Origin of the sequence: Mobilibacterium timonense, from assembly GCF_900155555.1 — a bacterium.
In the GTDB taxonomy this organism is placed as follows: domain Bacteria; phylum Bacillota; class Clostridia; order Peptostreptococcales; family Anaerovoracaceae; genus Allobaileyella; species Allobaileyella timonense.
The window spans coordinates 20,294-39,591 of record NZ_FUHN01000005.1 but is presented as its reverse complement, the minus strand read 5'-3'; the positions used below and the strand labels follow the sequence as shown (position 1 = coordinate 39,591).

At 54.7% G+C, this 19,298-nt stretch carries 16 protein-coding genes; 14 read left to right on the top strand and 2 right to left on the bottom strand.

Annotated features, from left to right (window positions below; all coding sequences use genetic code 11):
* Positions 1-106 precede the first annotated feature (106 nt).
* The 13 genes from ftsE (at position 107) to BQ7382_RS00765 (ending at position 14,092) form a co-directional block, all read left to right on the top strand.
* Entirely contained in the window at positions 107-838 is a 732-nt protein-coding gene (ftsE, locus tag BQ7382_RS00825; protein WP_077389995.1) for a cell division ATP-binding protein FtsE, read from the top strand.
* Complete coding sequence (ftsX, locus tag BQ7382_RS00820; RefSeq protein ID WP_077389991.1) at positions 828-1,721, top strand: permease-like cell division protein FtsX; 894 nt, start codon at positions 828-830, stop codon at positions 1,719-1,721. Before ftsE ends, ftsX begins: the two co-directional genes overlap by 11 nt.
* Positions 1,722-1,777: 56 nt before the next feature.
* Positions 1,778-2,929 carry a murein hydrolase activator EnvC family protein gene (locus BQ7382_RS00815; RefSeq protein WP_077389988.1) on the top strand — a complete coding sequence of 384 codons (1,152 nt, stop codon included), beginning with the start codon at positions 1,778-1,780 and terminating at the stop codon, positions 2,927-2,929.
* Positions 2,930-3,037: 108 nt separating this feature from the next.
* Positions 3,038-4,726, top strand: a complete 1,689-nt coding sequence (gene recJ / locus BQ7382_RS00810; protein ID WP_268874707.1) for a single-stranded-DNA-specific exonuclease RecJ — start codon at positions 3,038-3,040, stop codon at positions 4,724-4,726.
* Positions 4,710-6,212 carry a S41 family peptidase gene (locus BQ7382_RS00805; protein WP_077389982.1) on the top strand — a complete coding sequence of 501 codons (1,503 nt, stop codon included), beginning with the start codon at positions 4,710-4,712 and terminating at the stop codon, positions 6,210-6,212. Before recJ ends, BQ7382_RS00805 begins: the two co-directional genes overlap by 17 nt.
* Positions 6,213-6,316: 104 nt before the next feature.
* Positions 6,317-6,901 carry a 4'-phosphopantetheinyl transferase family protein gene (locus tag BQ7382_RS00800; protein WP_077389980.1) on the top strand — a complete coding sequence of 195 codons (585 nt, stop codon included), beginning with the start codon at positions 6,317-6,319 and terminating at the stop codon, positions 6,899-6,901.
* Between the two features lie 33 nt (positions 6,902-6,934).
* Entirely contained in the window at positions 6,935-7,453 is a 519-nt protein-coding gene (locus BQ7382_RS00795) for a regulatory protein RecX (protein ID WP_077389977.1), read from the top strand.
* Positions 7,450-8,517, top strand: coding sequence for a DNA recombination protein RmuC (locus tag BQ7382_RS00790; protein WP_077389974.1), 1,068 nt, complete (start codon positions 7,450-7,452; stop codon positions 8,515-8,517). The genes BQ7382_RS00795 and BQ7382_RS00790 overlap by 4 nt, the downstream gene beginning before the upstream one ends.
* Positions 8,518-8,535: 18 nt before the next feature.
* Positions 8,536-9,249 carry a metallophosphoesterase gene (locus tag BQ7382_RS00785; protein WP_077389971.1) on the top strand — a complete coding sequence of 238 codons (714 nt, stop codon included), beginning with the start codon at positions 8,536-8,538 and terminating at the stop codon, positions 9,247-9,249.
* The gene (locus BQ7382_RS00780) at positions 9,246-10,424 is read left to right on the top strand and encodes a phosphopentomutase (protein ID WP_077389968.1); all 1,179 of its coding nucleotides are present in this window, start codon (positions 9,246-9,248) and stop codon (positions 10,422-10,424) included. Before BQ7382_RS00785 ends, BQ7382_RS00780 begins: the two co-directional genes overlap by 4 nt.
* Before the next feature lie 31 nt (positions 10,425-10,455).
* Positions 10,456-11,760, top strand: coding sequence for a thymidine phosphorylase (locus tag BQ7382_RS00775; RefSeq protein WP_077390119.1), 1,305 nt, complete (start codon positions 10,456-10,458; stop codon positions 11,758-11,760).
* An 8-nt stretch (positions 11,761-11,768) separates the two neighbouring features.
* The gene (locus BQ7382_RS00770; RefSeq protein ID WP_159437177.1) at positions 11,769-12,764 is read left to right on the top strand and encodes a diacylglycerol/lipid kinase family protein; all 996 of its coding nucleotides are present in this window, start codon (positions 11,769-11,771) and stop codon (positions 12,762-12,764) included.
* 35 nt (positions 12,765-12,799) lie between these two features.
* A complete protein-coding gene (locus tag BQ7382_RS00765) occupies positions 12,800-14,092 on the top strand; it encodes a D-alanyl-D-alanine carboxypeptidase family protein (RefSeq protein ID WP_077389962.1) in 1,293 nt (430 codons plus the stop codon).
* Positions 14,093-14,826: 734 nt separating this feature from the next.
* On the opposite strand, the gene brnQ is transcribed toward BQ7382_RS00765, so the two are convergent.
* Positions 14,827-16,167: a branched-chain amino acid transport system II carrier protein gene (brnQ, locus tag BQ7382_RS00760; RefSeq protein ID WP_077389959.1), complete on the bottom strand. Its 1,341-nt coding sequence runs from the start codon at positions 16,165-16,167 to the stop codon at positions 14,827-14,829.
* Between the two features lie 175 nt (positions 16,168-16,342).
* Between brnQ and BQ7382_RS00755 the strand changes: the two genes are divergently transcribed.
* A complete protein-coding gene (locus BQ7382_RS00755) occupies positions 16,343-17,215 on the top strand; it encodes a LysR family transcriptional regulator (protein WP_077389956.1) in 873 nt (290 codons plus the stop codon).
* An 81-nt stretch (positions 17,216-17,296) separates the two neighbouring features.
* Here BQ7382_RS00755 and BQ7382_RS00750 read toward each other — a convergent pair whose 3' ends face one another.
* Positions 17,297-19,252: an oxidoreductase gene (locus tag BQ7382_RS00750; RefSeq protein ID WP_077389953.1), complete on the bottom strand. Its 1,956-nt coding sequence runs from the start codon at positions 19,250-19,252 to the stop codon at positions 17,297-17,299.
* Positions 19,253-19,298 lie beyond the last annotated feature (46 nt).

Below are 19,298 nucleotides of genomic sequence, written 5' to 3'. Positions count from 1 at the left end.
GACCGGTAAACAATAATTTTTACGTAAAATTTGGTAGACAATATTTTATTATTTTGTTTATTTAGGTTATAATGACTTGTGTTTATAGTACCAGCCGGAGGTTCTGATGATCATATTTGACGATGTATGTAAAAATTACGGTTCAAACGTGGGTCTGTCTCACGCTTCAGTCCATATACACAAGGGAGATTTCGTGTTCCTCGTGGGACCGAGCGGAGCGGGAAAGACCACTTTTATCAGACTGATCCTCAGGGAGATCACCGAGGACAGCGGTCATATTTACGTTGCGGGAAACGATATCACCAATTTTTCAAGACGTCAGATCCCGGGGCTCAGACAGAAGATAGGAATGGTATTCCAGGACTTCAGGCTGATAGAGAAAAAAACTGTATTCGAGAATGTGGCCTTCGCTATGGAAGTGGTCCACAAGAGAAAAAAAGATATCAGAAGGCAGGTGCCTCACGTGCTCGACCTCGTGGGGATCGCTGACAAGGCGAACAGGTATCCGAGCGAGCTCAGTGCCGGTGAACAGCAGAGGGTGGGCATCGCGAGGGCGATAGTCAACAATCCACGTGTGCTGATCGCTGACGAGCCTACAGGAAATCTGGATCCGGTGACCGCCATGGAGATCATGGAGATACTGGACAAGATCAACCTCAGGGGAACGACTGTGCTCATGGTCACACATGCGAAAGATATAGTAGACAAAATGAATAAGAGAGTTGTAGCCATCGACCACGGCAAGATCGTCAGAGATGAGCAGGGGTCTTATGGCTTTACCGATGATGAGGTCAACCTCTACTTCAGCAATGAGGAGGTGGACCAGTATGTTTTCTAAGATCGGTTATGCTCTCAAGCAGGCACTTGCTCAGACTAACAGGAACAAGGGCGTGAACTTCGCAGCCGTACTTGCCATCACGGCCATGATGCTTATACTGGGCATCTTTTTCGTGGCCTTCGTGAATGTTAATCTGTTCGCCAACGTCATCAGCCAGGACTACAACGTCGTGAACGTCTACCTGGGAGAGGACAACGACGACGCGACTAATTCCGCCATAGAGGAACAGATCAAGGACATGAATGGCGTTGAGAAGGTGGAGTACAGGAGCAAGGAAGACGCCCTCAAGATAATGAAGCAGAGGTGGGGAGACAACGGTTATCTGCTTGACAACCTGGATTCCAATCCGCTTCCGGACTCGTATCTGGTGTATGTGAAAGACAAATCTGCTGCGGACAGCGTGGCTGCAGCGGCGAAGAATATCACCGGTGTCGACGACGTAAACTACTATCAGGATACGATCGCCAAGCTTGCAAAGGCCACCAGATTCATCAGGAACGCCTCCGCCGTGGTGATGGTGTTCCTCATCGTGGTCTCCGTGATAATAGTGGCGAATACAATAAAGCTGACGGTGTTCAACCGGTCGAAGGAGATCGGGATCATGAAATATCTGGGAGCCACGGACTGGTTCGTCAGGGGCCCGTTCCTGCTGGAGGGCATCATACTAGGATTCGTATCTGCGGCAGCGGCGTCGCTCCTCATGTATGTAGTATATGGACAGGTTATCTCGGTTATCGGAAAGGACATAATGAGGATATTCTCGGTGCCGGTGGTCCCGAGTTCTTATCTGATACCTAACCTGGTCGTGATCTTCGCGGCGCTGGGTATCGGCATCGGAACCTTCGGAAGTATCATCTCCATCAGGAGATTTCTCCAGAAATAGGACCAATACAAAAGAGATAACATTAACAGAGAGAATATATCGAAAGGAAGTGAAGTATGGACAGACACAGAGGTGCGAAGCTCCTGGCAACAGCGGTGCTCACTGTTTCCATGGTAGGAGCGGCCGTGACCGGCTCTATGGCGGCGACATCACAGAAGGCTGCCCAGGCTGCGCAGGCAAAAAAAGAAGCTTCAGAGGCGGGGAGCAAGGCGAGCAGTCTTTACGCTCAGGTGGAGGAGGCCGAGGATAAGATCGACAGCCTACAGAGCCAGATCGATCAGACCACGGCAAATCTGGCGCAGACTCAGAAGGACCTCGAGACGAAGAAGGCCCAGGTCAGCGCTCAGACTGACTCTCTAAACAGCAGGCTGAGTGCCATGTACAAGACGGGTTCGGTGGGGATGATCGATGTCATCCTCAGCTCCGACAACGTGACGGATCTGATCACCAACGTGGCCATGGTGCACAAGGTATATCAGCAGGATCAGGAGCTCCTGACGTCACTGAAGGACGACTATGCCGAGATCCAGGATCTGGAGAAGACTCAGCAGCAGCAGCAGAAACAGCTGGAAGAGGACAAGGCTAAGGTACAGGAGACCAAGGACAGCCTGGCGAGCCAGGCGGATGAATACAAGGCGCTGGAAGATCAGAAGACCCAGGAGGCAAACCAGCTTGCCGCGCAGGCGGAAGCCGAGAGGGCTGCATGGGAGCAGAAACTGGCGGAGGAGGAAGCTAAGAGGAACAATTCCTCTTCTGGCGGTTCCAGCAGCTCTAGCAGCTCTGGAGGCTCCAGCAGCTCCGGCGGTAGCTCTTCGTCCAGCTCGTCGGGATACAGGTGGCCTGTGAACGGCGGTGTCATCACGTCTCCGTATGGATACCGTATCCACCCTATCTTCGGTACGAGGATATTCCACGGAGGAGTTGATATCGGCCTGCCTACGGGGACCCCGGTCTATGCCGTGTCAGACGGCATGGTGACCATGGCTTCATGGTATCAAGGCTACGGAAACTGCATCCAGATCTCCATCGGAAACGGATATACCACGCTCTACGGACATCTGAGCAGATACGCCGTGAGCAGAGGCCAGTACGTAAGGAAGGGCCAGGTGGTGGGCTACGTGGGATCCACGGGAAACTCCACGGGACCGCATCTCCACTTTACCCTGTTCCATTACGGAACGACCGTGAACCCGTATTCCATTTTCTAGGATGGATGAGGTGTTAAGGTAAAATCAGCAATGTTATAAGTCAGAATCCGAGATCTTTGATCTCGGATTTTGGCGGTTATAGAGAGTTAAAAAACAGGACAGACAGGCGTGGAAAAAGGGCAGATAAAGATACCGGAAATAGTTTTGGACATAATGAAGAAAAGGGGTATAAGAGACGAGGATATGGAGGAATACCTTTCCCCGAAGCCTCAGAAAGCCTATGATCCTTTTCTGATGAGGGGAATGAAGGAAGGTGTGGACAGGATCTTCCGGGCCGTGGACAATAATGAGAAGATAGTGATCTACGGCGACTACGACACGGATGGAGTGACGTCCACGGCGCTCCTGATGAGGGCACTCGGATCGTATACCTCGAATCTTTCGTACTACATACCTTCCAGGATGGATGAGGGGTATGGACTCCACAGCGATTCCATCCGCAGGATAAAGGACGGAGGTGCAGATCTGCTGGTCTCCGTGGACTGCGGCGCCACGGCAAGAGAGGAAGTGGAATTCGCCCACGAGATCTCACTGGATACTGTGATCACGGACCACCACAACGTGGGAGAGAAGAGGGCGCCAGGCATACTCATCGATCCAAAAGATGAGAGCTCCGGATACCCCTTTGAGAACCTTGCGGGAGTCGGGGTCGCCTACAAGCTGGCTCTGGCCCTCAGCACTGAAAGACCGCTGCCGCCAGGTATGAAATACAGGCTTCTGGAGCTGGTGGCGATCGGGACGATAGGAGACATAATGCCCCTGACAGACGAGAACAGGACGATCGTGAAGTATGGCCTTCAGCTCATAAACCGCGGGATGGGATGCCCGGGCATATCGCGGCTCATAGAGATGGCGGGCCTCGACGCAAAAACCATCACGGCTTCTGGTCTTGCCTTCGGGGTGGTACCGAGGATCAATTCCGCAGGAAGGCTTGGAGATGCCACCGTGAGCGTGAAAATGCTCCTGGCACCTGACAGGGCTCAGGGAGAGAAGTACTGCAGAAGGCTGATGGAGATGAACGACAGGCGTCGGAGCCTTCAGGAAGAGGCCTATGAGATCTGCATGCCGGAGGCAGAGGACCAGATGAAGGACTGGGATTTTCTCCTTCTCGAGGCCGAGGGGGTCCACGAGGGCATTCTCGGGATAGTGGCCGGAAAAATAAAGGAGGAAGTGCGCCGTCCGGTGGTGATCGTAACCCCGAGCGGAGACGAGGGCCTTTGGAAGGGCACGGGGCGGTCCGTGTCCGGGGTCAACCTCTACGAGATGCTCAACAAATACAGAGACCTGTTCATACACTTCGGAGGACACAATGCCGCCTGCGGTTTCACCATAGATGGAAGATACATACCGGAGCTCAGGGAAGGGCTGCAGAAGGACATGGCGGCTATTTTCAAAGAGGATCCCGATGTGTTCGATGAGCCGGTCCCGGTGGACGAGGTGCTCAGAGTCAGAGATGCGGACATGGAGCTGGCCGAGAGCCTGAAGCTCTTCGAGCCATGTGGACAGGGGAATGAGATGCCGGTGATGGGACTTTCAGGTGTCGAGATAAGAGACTGGAGATTTCTGAAAAACGGCAGGAAATACGCCAGATTTACGATCTTCGACGGTCAGGGGTATTTGAATGCGGTGCTTTTTCATGACGCGGAGAGGATCTGGCAGATGGCAGAGTCCGGAGATCTTCTGGATGTGTACGGAAAGCTGGAGATCAACAGGTGGAATGACCGGTGTACGGTGCAGATGGTAGTGGACGGAGTTTTGCCGTCCGGGGGACTGAGATCAGATGGAAGCAGACAATGATAACAAGATAAAAGCAGAAAAAAACAAGGAGACGTCTGGTGGAGTAAGCATGGGCCTTAATCCGGGCAGTCCCTCTGAGTACAAGGGGAGTTACGGCCTGGATCCCTCGGGATCGCTGCTTGAAGAGATCCGCCACGAGATGGATGGCTCGGGTGAAGAAATGGGCCTGGAGCCGGAAAAGCTGAACGACCCTGAGATCCCCTTCAGGCATCCGGAGGAGGTCAGGCGCCCTGCGGCCGATCAGGCTAAGGAACCATTACGGGCTGAGAAGCCAGAGGGCCATGGCGGATCTGAAGGATCTGAGGATAATGAAAACAAGGGCGGACATCTCAGCAGGAGACGTCTGGTGTTCATCTGCATCCTGATGGTCTGCCTGGGTGCACTCCTGGCCACGGGATGCATAGGCCTTTTCATGTCAGGAAAGGGTGGCATCCACCTGGTCAGCGGAGACAAGCTCGATTACTACAAGGCTCTGGACAAACAGTGGGGAAAATACTACGAGATCCAGAAGACCATCAACGATTCGGATCTTTACGACACCGACAGCAATAAGATGGAGAAAGCCGTGATAAGCGGAATGCTCTCCGCACTCCCGGATCCCTACGCACAATACATGACGAAGTCGGAGTATGACAACTTTTCCAGAAAATACCTGGACTCATACACAGGCATCGGCATCTCCGTACAGGCGGCAGACGACGGACAGGTGATCGTGGGAAAGGTCATCAAGGGAAGCACTGCTGAAGAAGCGGGCCTCCAGAAAGGTGACGTTATCGTGTCCATCGGCGGCAGCAAGCCGGAGAGCGTGGACAAGGCGGCGGAGCTCATGCGGGGCAAGGCCGGAACGTCGGTGACAGTGGTGGTGAGCCGCGGAGCAAAGGAAAAGACTTTCAGGGTGGCAAGGGCCCAGGTGGAGGACAGGGCGCTGGAGTACAGCGTCTACGACAAGAGCAAGGGTATAGGCTACATAGACCTCAACACCTTCAGGAAAGGTGCTTCGGAGGAACTGAGCGATGCGATCACGGATCTGAAGAACCAGGGATGCACGAAGGTGATCATCGACCTGCGCGGAAATCCGGGGGGAGTGGCCGATGAGGGCATCAAGTGCGCCGACCTTCTGCTCCCGGCCTGCAGGATCGTTACGGTGAAAAACGCTTCAGGAAAGGAGAAGATCTACAACTCCGACAGCAGCAGCAAGGACGTTTCCTACGTTCTGCTGGTGGACGGCGACACGGCAAGCGCCGCGGAGATATTCGCCTGCGCCGTCAAGGATAATGGCGGCGGAAAGATCATCGGGAGCAGGACCTACGGAAAAGGCTTGATCCAGGGCATCTTCCCGCTCGACGACGGTTCGGTGATAAAGCTCACGGTGGAGGAATACGTTTCTCCGTCGGGAGAGAAGATAGACGGGAAGGGCGTTGAGCCCGACATCCAGGGAGAGGGAGACGAGATCGCCCAGGGGGCGGACGTGCTTTCCGCTTCCTGACCGGATATGGCGTCTTCGTAATGACATGAGGGCCTGTGGAGTTTATAATATTTGAGTGATGGTAAAAGTGTGATGTCACAGGCGAAGAGAAACGGGGGAATGTTATGTATCTATTTCATTCGAGCCATTTTGAGGGAGGCAGAGATAACAGCAGGGTGCTGCTGAAGAGGGCCATACAGGACTATCTGGCCCTTTCAGACATACAGGGCATGGACGCGGGGAAGCTGGTGGAGAGCATCGAGACCGGCGAACACGGAAAGCCCTATATCCCCGATTTTGCATCCTTCAGCGTTTCTCACAGCGGTCAGTACTGGGCAGTGCTCTTTGACGACCAGCCGTGCGGCCTCGATATCCAGCTGGGGAAAGACATTGATTACATGGCAATGGCCGAGAGATATTACTCCGAACGGGAGCTGGAAAGAGTGAAGCTGTTCGGTTACAATGAGTTCTTCCAGATCTGGACAAGGAGAGAGGCTTTTGTAAAAGCCATCGGTGCCACCGTGTTCAGCGCCACTCCGGAGCTTCTTTACGGGGAGTACGACTGCAATATAGAGGTGGAGCACGATGGGATCAAGTGGCAGATCAGGGATATCGAGATGCCGATGAAGATCTTCGCGTCTGTGTGCACCAGAGGTTTCGAGCAGGTAAAACCGTACGCTATCGAATTCGCCGACCACTTCGTGAAATAGATACTGTTTTTTCCGGAAAAAACGGAGGTGACAATGGCGCAGAGGACTGCGATGAAAGAGGCGGGAGCATTCCTGCGGTACAGGATGAGGACCGTCAGCGAGATGAGAGATCATCTCCGGGAAAAGGGATACAGCCAGGAAGAAACAGATGGATGTATCAGTGAACTGAAAAAGCTGCGCTATCTCGACGACTACGAATACGCTCGGGCATATACGGAAAGAGGCCTGGAAAAGGGCCACGCGTCCCGGAGGATCGCCAGGGAGCTGGAGGAACGCGGCGTCCCGGCAGATGAGATCCAGTGGGCATATGAGGACATTGCAGAGGAAAAGGGGCTGGATGAGTTCCGGTCGGCCCTCGAGATGGGGCGGAGAGAGCTTGCGAAGATCCGGTCCGGATATGGACTGCAGCCCGCGGAAGAAGGAGACGAAGAAGGGGATAACCAGGTGGATGAGAAGGCTGTCCTCAAGATAGGGAGAAAGCTGGCCCGCATGGGATACTCCAATTCAGATGTTTTTCAGGTGATGGACATACTCAGGAGGAACGGTAGATGACCACGGGAACGGTAATACTGCTGGTGATGGTACTGGGAGTCAGCGTGACCGCTCTCGTGTTTTCTATTGTGCTGATGAACTCCATGGCGAAGCAGCAGGATGCAAGGCTCAGGGCTCTGGACGAGGGCTTCAGCAGGATGAGGAACGAGAACAGCGCCCAGCTGGAGAACATGCGGCAGACCGTTGATGAGCGCATGCAGAGATCCCTGGATACAAAGCTGACCCAGTCCTTCGGCATGGTGAATGAGAGGCTGGAGCAGGTGTACAAGGGCCTGGGGGAGATGCAGCAGGTGGCTTCCAGCGTGGGAGACCTCAAGCGGATCCTCACCAACGTCAAGACCAGGGGGATACTGGGGGAGGTGCAGCTGGAGACCATCCTTTCCGAGATCCTCACCAGGGAGCAATACGACACCAACGTTGCCACGAGGCCGGGGAGCCGGGAGAGGGTGGAGTTCGCCATCAGGCTTCCTGGTGACGGCGGCGATGTGGTATATCTTCCGATAGACGCCAAGTTTCCGGGAGACACATACGAAGCGCTGCTCAACGCATACGACTACGGCGACAAGGGCGAGGTCCAGAGGTGTACGAGAGAGCTGGCGTCCACCATCATGAGGGAGGCTAAGGACATACAGACTAAATACCTGGCGCCTCCGGCGACCACGGATTTTGCAATAATGTTCCTGCCTTTTGAAGGACTTTACGCCGAGGTGGTGAGGGCAGGTCTCATCGAGACGCTTCAGAGAAAATACCACGTGACCATCGCCGGCCCGACTACCATGGCGGCGCTTCTCAACAGCCTGCAGATGGGGTTCAACACGCTGGCCATCGAGGAGAGGTCGGACCAGGTGTGGAAGCTGCTCGGTGCCGTGCGCACGGAGTTCGACTCGTTCCAGTCTGTGTTCGAGAGTGCACAGAACAGGATAAATCAGGCGAATGACGAGCTGGACAAGCTGGTGGGCGTCAGGACGAGACAGATAAGGAGAAAGCTGCAGAACGTAGCCGCTATGGACAAGACAGAGGCCGACAGAATAATGGACGACCAGTGGTCGCCCAGTGGTCGGTAGTGACATAAGGATTCTTTTATGAAAATATTCGCTATCGCAGATACACATCTGTCCTTCTCTCCGAAGGTCGACAAACCGATGAGCATCTTCGGGGACGGCTGGGAAAATTATGAATCCCGGCTCGAAGAGGCCTGGAGAGAGAGGATAGGACAGGACGATGTCGTGATCATCCCGGGGGACATCTCCTGGGGACTTAAATTCGACGAGGCCGTGCCGGATCTGGAGTGGATCCATCAGCTGCCGGGGCGGAAGGTGCTCCTGAAAGGGAATCATGACCTGTGGTGGAGCAAAATAGGAATGCTGAACACGTTGTATGACGACATGTTTTTCCTTCAGAACCACTGCTATCCCGTGGAGGGCACCGACATAGCCATCTGCGGCACCAGAGGATGGAAACTGCCGTGGAACGAGGATTTCGGAGAGCACGACGAGAAAATATTCAGGAGGGAGCTCATAAGGCTGGAGGCGAGCCTGAAGGAGGGGAGCCAGCAGGCCGGTCAGCTCATCGCCGCCATGCACTACCCGCCTGCGGAGGAGAACAACAGGCATTCACAGTTCACGGAGCTTCTGGAAAAGTACGGCGTAAAGACATGCGTTTACGGCCATCTCCACGGGGCTGCGGCCTTTGGAAAGGGGATCAAAGGAAGAGAAAACGGCATCACGTACAACCTGATCTCCCTGGATTATCTCGGGGGGATCCCTAAGCTGATAATGGAGGTGGATGAACAATGAGAGTCGTTCTGATAGTGATGGACAGCCTGGGCATCGGATATCTTCCGGACGCCGAAGCGTATGGAGACAAGGGCGCTAACACCATAAGCCATATAACCGAACGCTGCGGAAAGCTCCATATTCCTAACCTGGAGAGCCTGGGATACGGAAACATACCTGGAAATTCCGATGGGGCATATTCCGTCGTGCAGCCCGCCGGATGCTTCGGAAGGCTGGCAGAGGCTTCAAAGGGAAAAGACACCACCACGGGCCACTGGGAGATAGCGGGTCTCGAGACAGACGTTCCGTTCAAGACTTACCCGGATGGATTCCCAAAGGAATTCATGGGCGCATTCGAGGAGGCCATCGGGATCGGGACGCTGGGGAATTACCCGGCTTCCGGGACTGAGATAATCAACGTCCTCGGCGACGAGCACGAGGCTACCGGAAAGCCGATAGTCTACACCTCTGCGGACAGCGTTTTCCAGGTGGCTGCAAATGTGGACGTGATACCTCTCGAGCGCTTGTACGAGATCTGCGAGACGGCAAGGAAAATGCTCACAGGCAAATTCGCCTGCTGCAGAGTGATCGCCAGGCCGTACAAGGTCATCGATGGGAAGAGAGTCAGGACCTCGGATCGCAGGGACTATTCTGTGGATCCGCCGGACGAGACGGTGCTGGACATCATCAAGGAGTCGGGTCAGAGGGTCTGTGCCATCGGAAAGATCCGGGACATATTCAATGGCCACGGGATCACCGATGCAGTTCATACGGTGTCAAACATGGACGGTGTTGACAAGACCATCGAGGCGATGAAGGAGGACTTCCAGGGCCTGATCTTCACGAATCTGGTGGATTTCGATTCCAAATACGGACACAGGAGGGATCCTGAGGGCTACGGGAGGGCCATCGAGGAATTCGACAGCCGCATACCCGAGATCATCAGGGCAATGGATGCTCAGGATGTGCTCATGATAACGGCTGATCACGGCAATGACCCTACCTGGACGGGGACTGACCACACGAGAGAGTACATCCCTCTTCTGGTGTACACCCACGGGAACGCCCACGGAGAGGACCTGGGCACCAGGACCACTTTTGCCGACATAGGTGCGACCATCGCGGATCTCCTGGACGTGAGGAGACCAAAGCACGGCAGGAGCATGAGCGGATACATACAGGTGTATCCTGACTGATGTGCAGGGTCTCAGACAGGCAGGTGAAAGCATGAACATCATCGATATAATCGTGAAAAAAAGAGACGGTGGCAAGTTGTCCAGGGAAGAGATAAATTACTTTATCAGAGGATGCGTGGACGGTTCGATACCTGACTACCAGTCCGCAGCCCTGCTCATGGCCGTCTTCCTGAGGGGGATGGACGAGGAAGAAACCTTTTTCCTCACCCACGCCATGGCGCAGAGCGGAGACGTTCTTGACCTCTCGAATATCCCGGGGATAAAAATAGACAAGCATTCAACAGGCGGTGTGGGAGACAAGACTACTCCGGTGGTGGTCTCCATTGCTGCGGCCGCAGGAGTTCCAGTGGCGAAGATGAGTGGCAGGGGCCTTGGATTCACAGGCGGCACGGTGGACAAGCTCCAGTCCATACCCGGTTTCCAGGTGGTGCTGGACGAGGAACGCTTCATGGATCAGGTGAGGACCGTGGGAGCCGCGGTCATAGCCCAGTCCGGAAACCTGACGCCCGCCGATAAGAAGCTTTACGCCCTCAGGGACGTCACCGGCACCGTGGAGAACCTGAGCCTCATATCCTCCAGCATCATGAGCAAGAAGCTGGCTGCGGGAAGCGACGGCATAGTTCTGGACGTGAAGTGCGGAGACGGAGCCTTCATGAAGACTCCGGAGGACGCCGTGAAGCTGGCGGAGACCATGATCTCTATCGGCAGGTCTGCTGGGAAAAAGATGTCGGCTGTGATCAGCGACATGGATCAGCCGCTCGGCAGGGCCGTGGGGAATTCCGTCGAGATCAGAGAGGCGATCGAGGTCCTTCAGGGGGCCGGCCCGGACGACGTCAGGGAGCTGTGTCTTGAGCTGGCGTCTGAGATGATCCGGCTGGGAGGAAAGGCCGGCGGTCATCAGAGCGCCATGGCGATGGCACGTGAGGTGCTGGACTCCGGACGGGCTCTTGAAAAATTCGGAGAGATGATCCGAGCCCAGGGCGGGGACCCCGGTGTGATCAGGGACGCGTCGCTGCTCCCGGAGGGAACTTGCAGGACCGGGATACGTGCAGGAGAAAATGGCTTCATCACGGCCATCCGCGGTCAGGAGATCGGCGAGGCCGCCAGGCTCGCAGGCGCGGGGCGGCTCCGCAAGGAAGACGATATAGAGAAGACCGCAGGTGTGATCCTTCACGCGAAGGTTGGGGATCATGTGGAAAAGGGTCAGCTGCTGGCGGAGGTCTTCGGAAGCATCGTGGAAAAGACAGAACTGGCGGCTGAGAAATGCCGGAAGGCGTTCGTCACAGGCAGCCGGCCGCCGGCAGGACATCCGTTGATCTACAGAGTTTTGAGATAAAAAATAATATGGAAAAAAAGAGATACGATTTCATCATAAACCCGGTATCAGGGAAAGGAAGAGAGCCCCAGGCACTTAAGGAGCGCCTGGAGGAGTTTATAAAAAAGGATAAGAGAGACATTCGAATACACATCACCAACGGTGCCATGGACGCCGCGGACACGGCGGCCCGGATCGCCAGGGACGCCAGGGATTCCGGCGTCAGCGCCATGATATACGCCTGCGGCGGTGACGGCACCATAAACGAGGCTGCCAACGGGATAGCAGAAGAGCTCCTGGAGAACGGAAGTGAAGGGCCACGGCCGGCCCTGGGCGTGGTCCCGGTGGGGAGCGGAAACGATTTCGTCAGGTACTTCGGAGACGTGAAGGATTTTCTGGACATAGAAAAGCAGCTCGACGGAACGCCGATGATGGCAGACCTGCTGAGGCTCACGTGGCATGAGGGCGGCGTGGAGAGATCACGGTTCTGCATCAACGGCCTGAACATCGGCCTCGATGGCAACACCGCCATCCTTGCGCACCGCATGAAGGAGCTTCCGCTTGTAAAAGGCTCCTTTTCCTATCTCCTCGCCCTGGGGATAAACACGGCGAAGCTCAACGGAGCTTCCCTCAGGATCCAGGCAGACGGAAAAGATTTTTTCACCGGCGACATGCTGCTGTGCACCGTGTCCAACGGGAGGTTCTGCGGCGGCGGTGTGGAGAGCTGCCCCCACGGCAGGATAAACGACGGACTCGAAGGGCTCCTTCTGATAAAGAAGACCCGGCGCGGGAAGCTCTTCAGATTTTTCCCTGACTACAAGATGGGAAAACTCAACGACAGGGAGGATTTTCCGGAGCTGGGCGCGTATGCCCAGGTAAAAAGCGTGACCATTGAGCCGCTCAAGGGTAAAATGGAGTTCGTTGTGGACGGCGAGTTCTTCTCCACGGGAAGGCTCCAGGTCGACGTGGTACCGGGGATCCTCCCGGTGATAGTCCCGGAGGGAACTGAGCCTCCGGCGCTGTAAACAGAGTACTTGAAAGATTTTAGAAAGACGGTTCGATGACAGACAGAATAAAAATCGCGATCTCGAAATTCAGAGCGATACTCGTCTGCGGCATGATCTGCTGCCTGGTTTTTACGGTTTCTGCCGCACAGGCGTATGGAGATACGGTGCAGGTGGGAGGAAAAAAGGTCTCTAAGCCCGACATAACCGCCGGCGCCGCGGCGCTCTACTGCGTCAATACGGACGAGACCATTTACTCGAAGGATGCGAATACCCGCTACCTTCCTTTCAGCATCACGAAGCTCCTTACGGCCCTCATCGCCGTGGAAAACCTTCCGATGGACCAGAAGGTGACGGTATCGAGGGAGGCGGCGGAGCAGGAGGGCTCCACCATGTCCCTTCAGGAGGGAGAGGTGGTCACTGTTGAGGAACTCCTGTACGGTACCCTCATGCTCTCGGGGAACGATGCGGCTTACGCTCTGGCGGAGACCTGCGCCGGAATTGAGAAGAAGTTCGTCGCCATGATGAACGACAGGGCGCGGGAGATCGGGTGTACAGACACTCACTTCATCAACCCGAACGGACTTACCGACGACATAACCAGGCATTACACGACGGCTGATGATTTCGTGAAGATCACCGAGGAATGCATGAAGAATCCCACGGTGAGGAAGATCGCCGGTGCGAAGAAATACAAAATGCCCGCCACGAACAAGAGGGAGAGTGAGTTGTTCAAGACCCACCTGCCTCTTCTCACGGAGAAGAACTCCGGTGTCGTGGCCGGAAAGACCGGTTTCTGGGAGACCGGACAGGCTACCGTCTCCGTTCTTTACGACAAGAACGGCCTCGAGATGATAATGGTCCTCCTTGGCGACACCGAGGAAGACAGGCCGGACGACATGGCCATCCTCTGCAAGTACGGGCGGCAGACCGTGAAGGGATTCCGCGTGGCGGCTAAGGGAGACAGCCTCGGCAAGAAGTGGATCAGGGGCGGAAAGATCACCAGGGTACCAGTCAAGGCGGCGAAGAGCGTCTACAGCTATCCGTCTGATGGAAAAGAGTCCAGCGTAAAGACGAAGTACGTGAAGAAGGCGGGTGTGACGAGTCCGCTGAAAAAGGGCGAGACGGTGGGCACCCTCAAGGTGTACGCAGATGGCAAGCTGGCAACGTCCACGCCGGTGGTAACCACACAGAAAGTGGAGAAGGGCTGGTTCACATCCAATCTGTACATCTCCAACGCTGTGGCCGCGATCATAGTGATATTGATACTGCTTTTCCTGGTCCTCAGGTACTATTTCAGGACCGTGGCGCGGAGAAAGCGCCGGAAGAGGAGACGTTCGAGAAGATAGAGGATGGACAAAAAACGTGTTTAGAATGTATGTTAACGGTTGAAATTTCAACATGAATGGGCGTTATATCTTTCTGAGAATGAATTATCAGGAGGATACCGAATGAAAAGTGTTATTTGCCCCTCCTTTTTTTGGTTACCCCGGGATCGGAAAACATTGATATCCCGCCGTAGTCGATCAAAAAAACATGAGCTTTTTACGGCGGGATAACGTTTTTTATTAAATCCAGTGGTAGATCACAAGCATGATTCTTACGATTGCTGCTTCTGTACATCTCATTTTGATGATTTTTATTGCATTTATGGTGGACAGTTTCATGTGCTTTGCAAGCATCAGTACCATGATCACCACTGGAATTCGGAAACCCCATTTTTCGCCGTAACAGCATGCGGAAAAATCCTGTACGTCTCAACGAATTTTTTGATATTTGAAATCTAGTGGTAAGCCATGTTAGTTATCACGGATCCCGGGGTAATATCCGACGCTTCTGATATCAACTGTCCCACCATGGGGTGGTGCCACTGTCTAATGTGACTATTCAAGGTGATCTCCATAAAAAGAGGGAGGCCCCTCTCTCCAAAGGAATAAATAAACACGTTTTTGTCCTATAAGCCCCATATCTGACGTCCTTTCCGAAATGTGAGAACTGAAAAAGAGGTGCCTCACGTTCTAGTGCGACACCCCATTTTTTTTATTCGGTATTCAGTTTTCTGCGTTGACCCGTGCGGGTTAGGTTACTCAGCCTCAGCCTCTGTGAAAACGGCGCCTTCTGCGACGTTGAACTCAGGCTTCTTTGCAGGTATGAACGCTCCCACGACTCCTCCGACAACTGCCGGGAGGATCCATCCGAGACCGTACTCTGCGAGAGGCATTGCGGCCACGATGCTGCCAAGAGTCCCTGGAAGGCCAACGGTCTCGATGATGCTGGCAAAGAGAGCGAAGTACGCTGCACATCCGGCGATGCGGTCGTTGGTGATCTTCCTGTCGAAGAAAGCCATGACCACCAGCACGATCAGCGGTGGATACAGGATGCCCAGGATAGGCGCTGCCACGCTGATGATGGTGGAAAGTCCGAAGTTGGACATGGCGAAGCTCACTGCGATCACCGTGATGACAACAGGCTTATATTTCAGCTTGCCCTCGGATGCCTCCTCGAAGTAGTTTCCTGCTACGGAGGAAAGTCCGATAGCAGTTGTGAGACATGCCATGAGGATGATCACTGTCAGAGCGATGACTCCGTATCCGCCCATGAGCTTGTTCGTGATGGCGATGAGAAGAGGTGCCTGCTCGAGGCCTGCGAACGCCTTGATGCCGGAAACGGTAGCTCCCAGATATGTGAGGCCTCCGTATACCAGCGCCAGAAGAACTGCGGAGATGGTGTCCGCACCGGCGATGAGCTTTGTGACATCCTTCTTGTCTGTAAATCCGTGACCTGCGGCAGCTGTGATGAGCATCAGCGTCATGAGCACGCCGCCCAGTCCGTCGAGAGTCTGGTAACCGTTCAGGATACCGTCGTGGATCGGCACGGAATCAGGGATCGCCACAGGGGAGCTGATCGGATGAACGATACCCAGGATAATGAGGAATACCATCACGGCCAGCAGTATAGGCGTGAGGACGTTTCCGATGATGTCAACTACCTTTGTAGGGCGGATGACCAGTGCGAGCGTAGCGCCGAAGAAGATGGCACTGAATACCCACTGAGGCATCCAAGGCATCAGGAGGTGGATACCCATCTCATAGGTGGTCGCAGCCGTCCTCGGGATGCACACGCCAGGTCCCAGGCAGAGGATGATCACGATCATCATGATCTTTCCGGCCTTGTTCCCCATCTTTCCTACAACACCGTCGATGGATCCCTTGCGGTTGGCAACTACTGACAGTACCGCGGCAGCAGCAAGTCCTACGTCCATGATGAAGAATCCGAGGAATCCGATGAGCCATCCTGATCCTGTGTTTCTTCCGAGGAACGGAGGGAAGATGAGGTTCCCTGCTCCGAACTGAGCTGCGAACAGTGCCAGACCCATGGATATGGTAGTGGCTCTGAGGCGATTACCTGATTTTTTGTTTTCCATTATTTTTCTCCAAGACTAAACATTTCTATCACATACTCCAAGAGATTATCATGCTTGTCGTCCTATGAAAAATGAATAATAGAAATCGTGCGACAACCAAAAGTTATTTCTGGTTGAATTGCGCGCCACAGGTGACTAAAATGTTTTCAGGACCAGTAAAGAGGGGGGACTTCATATGGATATCGACAAAATCAACTATTTTTTTACGGCTGCCGAGCTATGCAACTTTACGAAGGCTGCACAGAAGTGCCAGATCACACAGGCGGCCATGAGCAAATATATCAATTCCCTGGAAACAGAGCTGGAATGCAAGCTTTTCTACCGCAACAACAAGGGGTGCACCCTCACGGAAAAGGGTAAGGCCTTCTACGACAAGATGCAGACGTTGTCCGCGATGTACGAGGACGTGAAAAGCGACCTTCGCGTCACCAGCGGCCCCCGCATTCGCACGGGCATCGAGGGAGAGCATCATTCCATTCCGGAATTCCAGCTTTTCCAGGCAAACAACCCCGAGATCGTATTCGACATCTCATTCGGCGAGCGCGACGCCCTTGTGGAGGACCTGGGCGATGGCAAGCTGGACGTTCTTCTGCTGCTGAACATAAGGCCGGAGGGAGATGACGCTCAGATGAAACCATTCAGGACCATCGATCTTCCCGGGGAAAAAGAGTGTCTCATCTGCTCGGAGACGGCGATGATGCGGTTCGGTTCGGTGGAGGGCGTGATCAAGTCCCTTCCGATGATCACTAAGACCGACGATCCGGCATATCACAGATACGCGAAGGCGGGCCTGAAAAGCAGATTCGGTGTCGATATCGGGGACATCAGGACCATCGACTCCATCGCCAACCAGCAGCTGGTGGTGAATCTGTCGAAGGGCTTCGCCATAGTTCCGAGATTCGAGATCCCGGAGGATTCCACGTTTTACATCGTGCCGATGGACGAGGTGTTTATGACGGCGCTGAAGCTGGTGTACGACCCGCACCACCTGTCGAAAGAAGCGAAGAAGCTGACGTCATTCATAAGGAAGATCTTTTCTGCAAAATAAGACTGCAATCGTGTATCCGGTGACGAAAACAAAAAAGCGGAGCAGGCCGTACCTGTCCACTTTTTAAAATCCACTCGTATTTTAGTGTATGTCCAAGGCAGCGTGATATCCCTGGTACACGGCGTAGGTTATGGTGTTAGGTTTTACGCAGTTGCCAATCGATGCGAACTGCGGAGTCAGTCCGCGCAGCTCCTCCACCGCGTTTGTCTTAGCCTTGAGTCCCAGTGCGCAGATGATGGAATCTCCATCTATCTGGAACTCGTCGCCGTTTGCGTCTTTGCACACGATTCCGTCGTCGTTCACTGACTGGCATGGCGAAGAGGTGTGGATGTGGACACCTGTCTCTTCCAGCTTCTTCATGAGCAGAGGTCTGTAGCGCACGTTGGCATCAGGGCAGAGGGTGTCCCTCATCTCGACCACGTGCACCTCTTTTTCCAGGTCTCCCAGAACTGCGGCCAGCTCACAGCCAACCAGACCGCCTCCCAGAATGATGACCTTCTGGCCAATTTCATTTTGCTTGAGATGGTAATCCTCGGCAACCACCATCTTGCTGCTCTCTCTGAGACCAGGGATCGGAGGTACTGCAGGGGAGCTTCCGGCGGCAACGATCAGCGCATCAGGGGACTCATTCTTCACGTAATCGGCGTCTACTCTCGTGTTCAGGCGGATCTCAACTCCGGCTCTTCTTGCCAGGAGTTCATACGTGCCGCCCAGCTGGTACATCTCATATTTAGGCGGCAGGGCGGATTCACCGATTAGCAGTCCTCCACACTGGTCACCTGCCTCACAGAGTATGACCTCATGGCCTCGGCGGGCAGCGGTATATGCCGCGTAGAGGCCGCCGGGACCTCCGCCGACCACGAGGACCTTTCTTTTTACAGGGGCCGGCTGGACCTCACCGAGACCCTCGTCTTCTCTTCCAATCAAAGGATTAACGGTGCAGCGGCGTGTAAATGTATTGGCGCGTTCCGCCATGCATGTGAAGCAGCGGAGGCAGCGTACGATCTCGTCCTCTCTTCCTTCGGCGACCTTGTGAGGCAGCTCGGGATCGGCGAGGAGAGCCCTTGCCATCTCCACGACGTCTGCCTTGCCGGATGCGATGATCTCCTCCAGCATGGCCGGATCGTTAAGACCGCCGATGGTGGCAACAGGTTTGGAAACGTGCTTTTTTATCTCCGCAGCCAGATACACGTTCCTGCCGTGAGGCTCGAACCACGAAGGATGGGTTATTCCAAAAGTTTTCTGGTACGTTCCTGCGCTGACGTGGATGAGGTCCACGTATTCCTCTATGGCCTGGGCGATCCCGACTCCCTCATCCAGGTGGTAGCCGCCTTCCACGAACTCATCCCCGCTCATGCGGAACTCGATAGGGAAGGCAGGACCCACGGCCGCTCTCACAGATGCAGCGACTTCTCTGGCGAAACGAACCCTGTTTTCGAAGCTCCCTCCGTACTCGTCAGTGCGGTGGTTGAAGAGTGGTGAGAGGAACTGGTTGATCAGCCAGCCGTGTCCGCCGTGGATCATGACCATCTCGAACCCAGCTCTTTTTGCCAGTGCGGCGGTCTCGCCATATGCGGCAACAATCTCGTCAATCAGCTCCTTCGTCAGTTCCTTCACCTCTACTCCGTCTTCCCTGATCCTGGCGGAAGGTCCGTACTGCACGAGGGAGTGCTGCTTGTTCTTGTCCGCGAGATACGTGCCGCCGAACTGGCCGGAGTGGGAAAGTTCCACCGAAGGGATGGCTCCGTGCCTTCTGATGGCGTCGGCAGTGTAGGTGAAACTCGGCAGGCTGCCCGGAACGGAGAGCCTCAGGCGGAACATGTGACTTCCATCCGTCTCGTGAACTACGCACTCGGAAACTGTCACTGCAGCGGCACCGCCTTTTGCCCGAAGCTCATAGAATTTCGTGGTCTTCGGCCCGATGGAGCAGTCCGGGGTGATGTCCGTGCCGCCCATCGGTGCGGAGAAGATGCGGTTCCTGAATGTGGTCCCGGCCAGGGTGATAGGCTGGAGAAGGTGAGGGTACTTAGTGTTCATGATGATTCCTTTCTGTGATGTTTCTTTCTGTAAAAAGCTTTGGAGG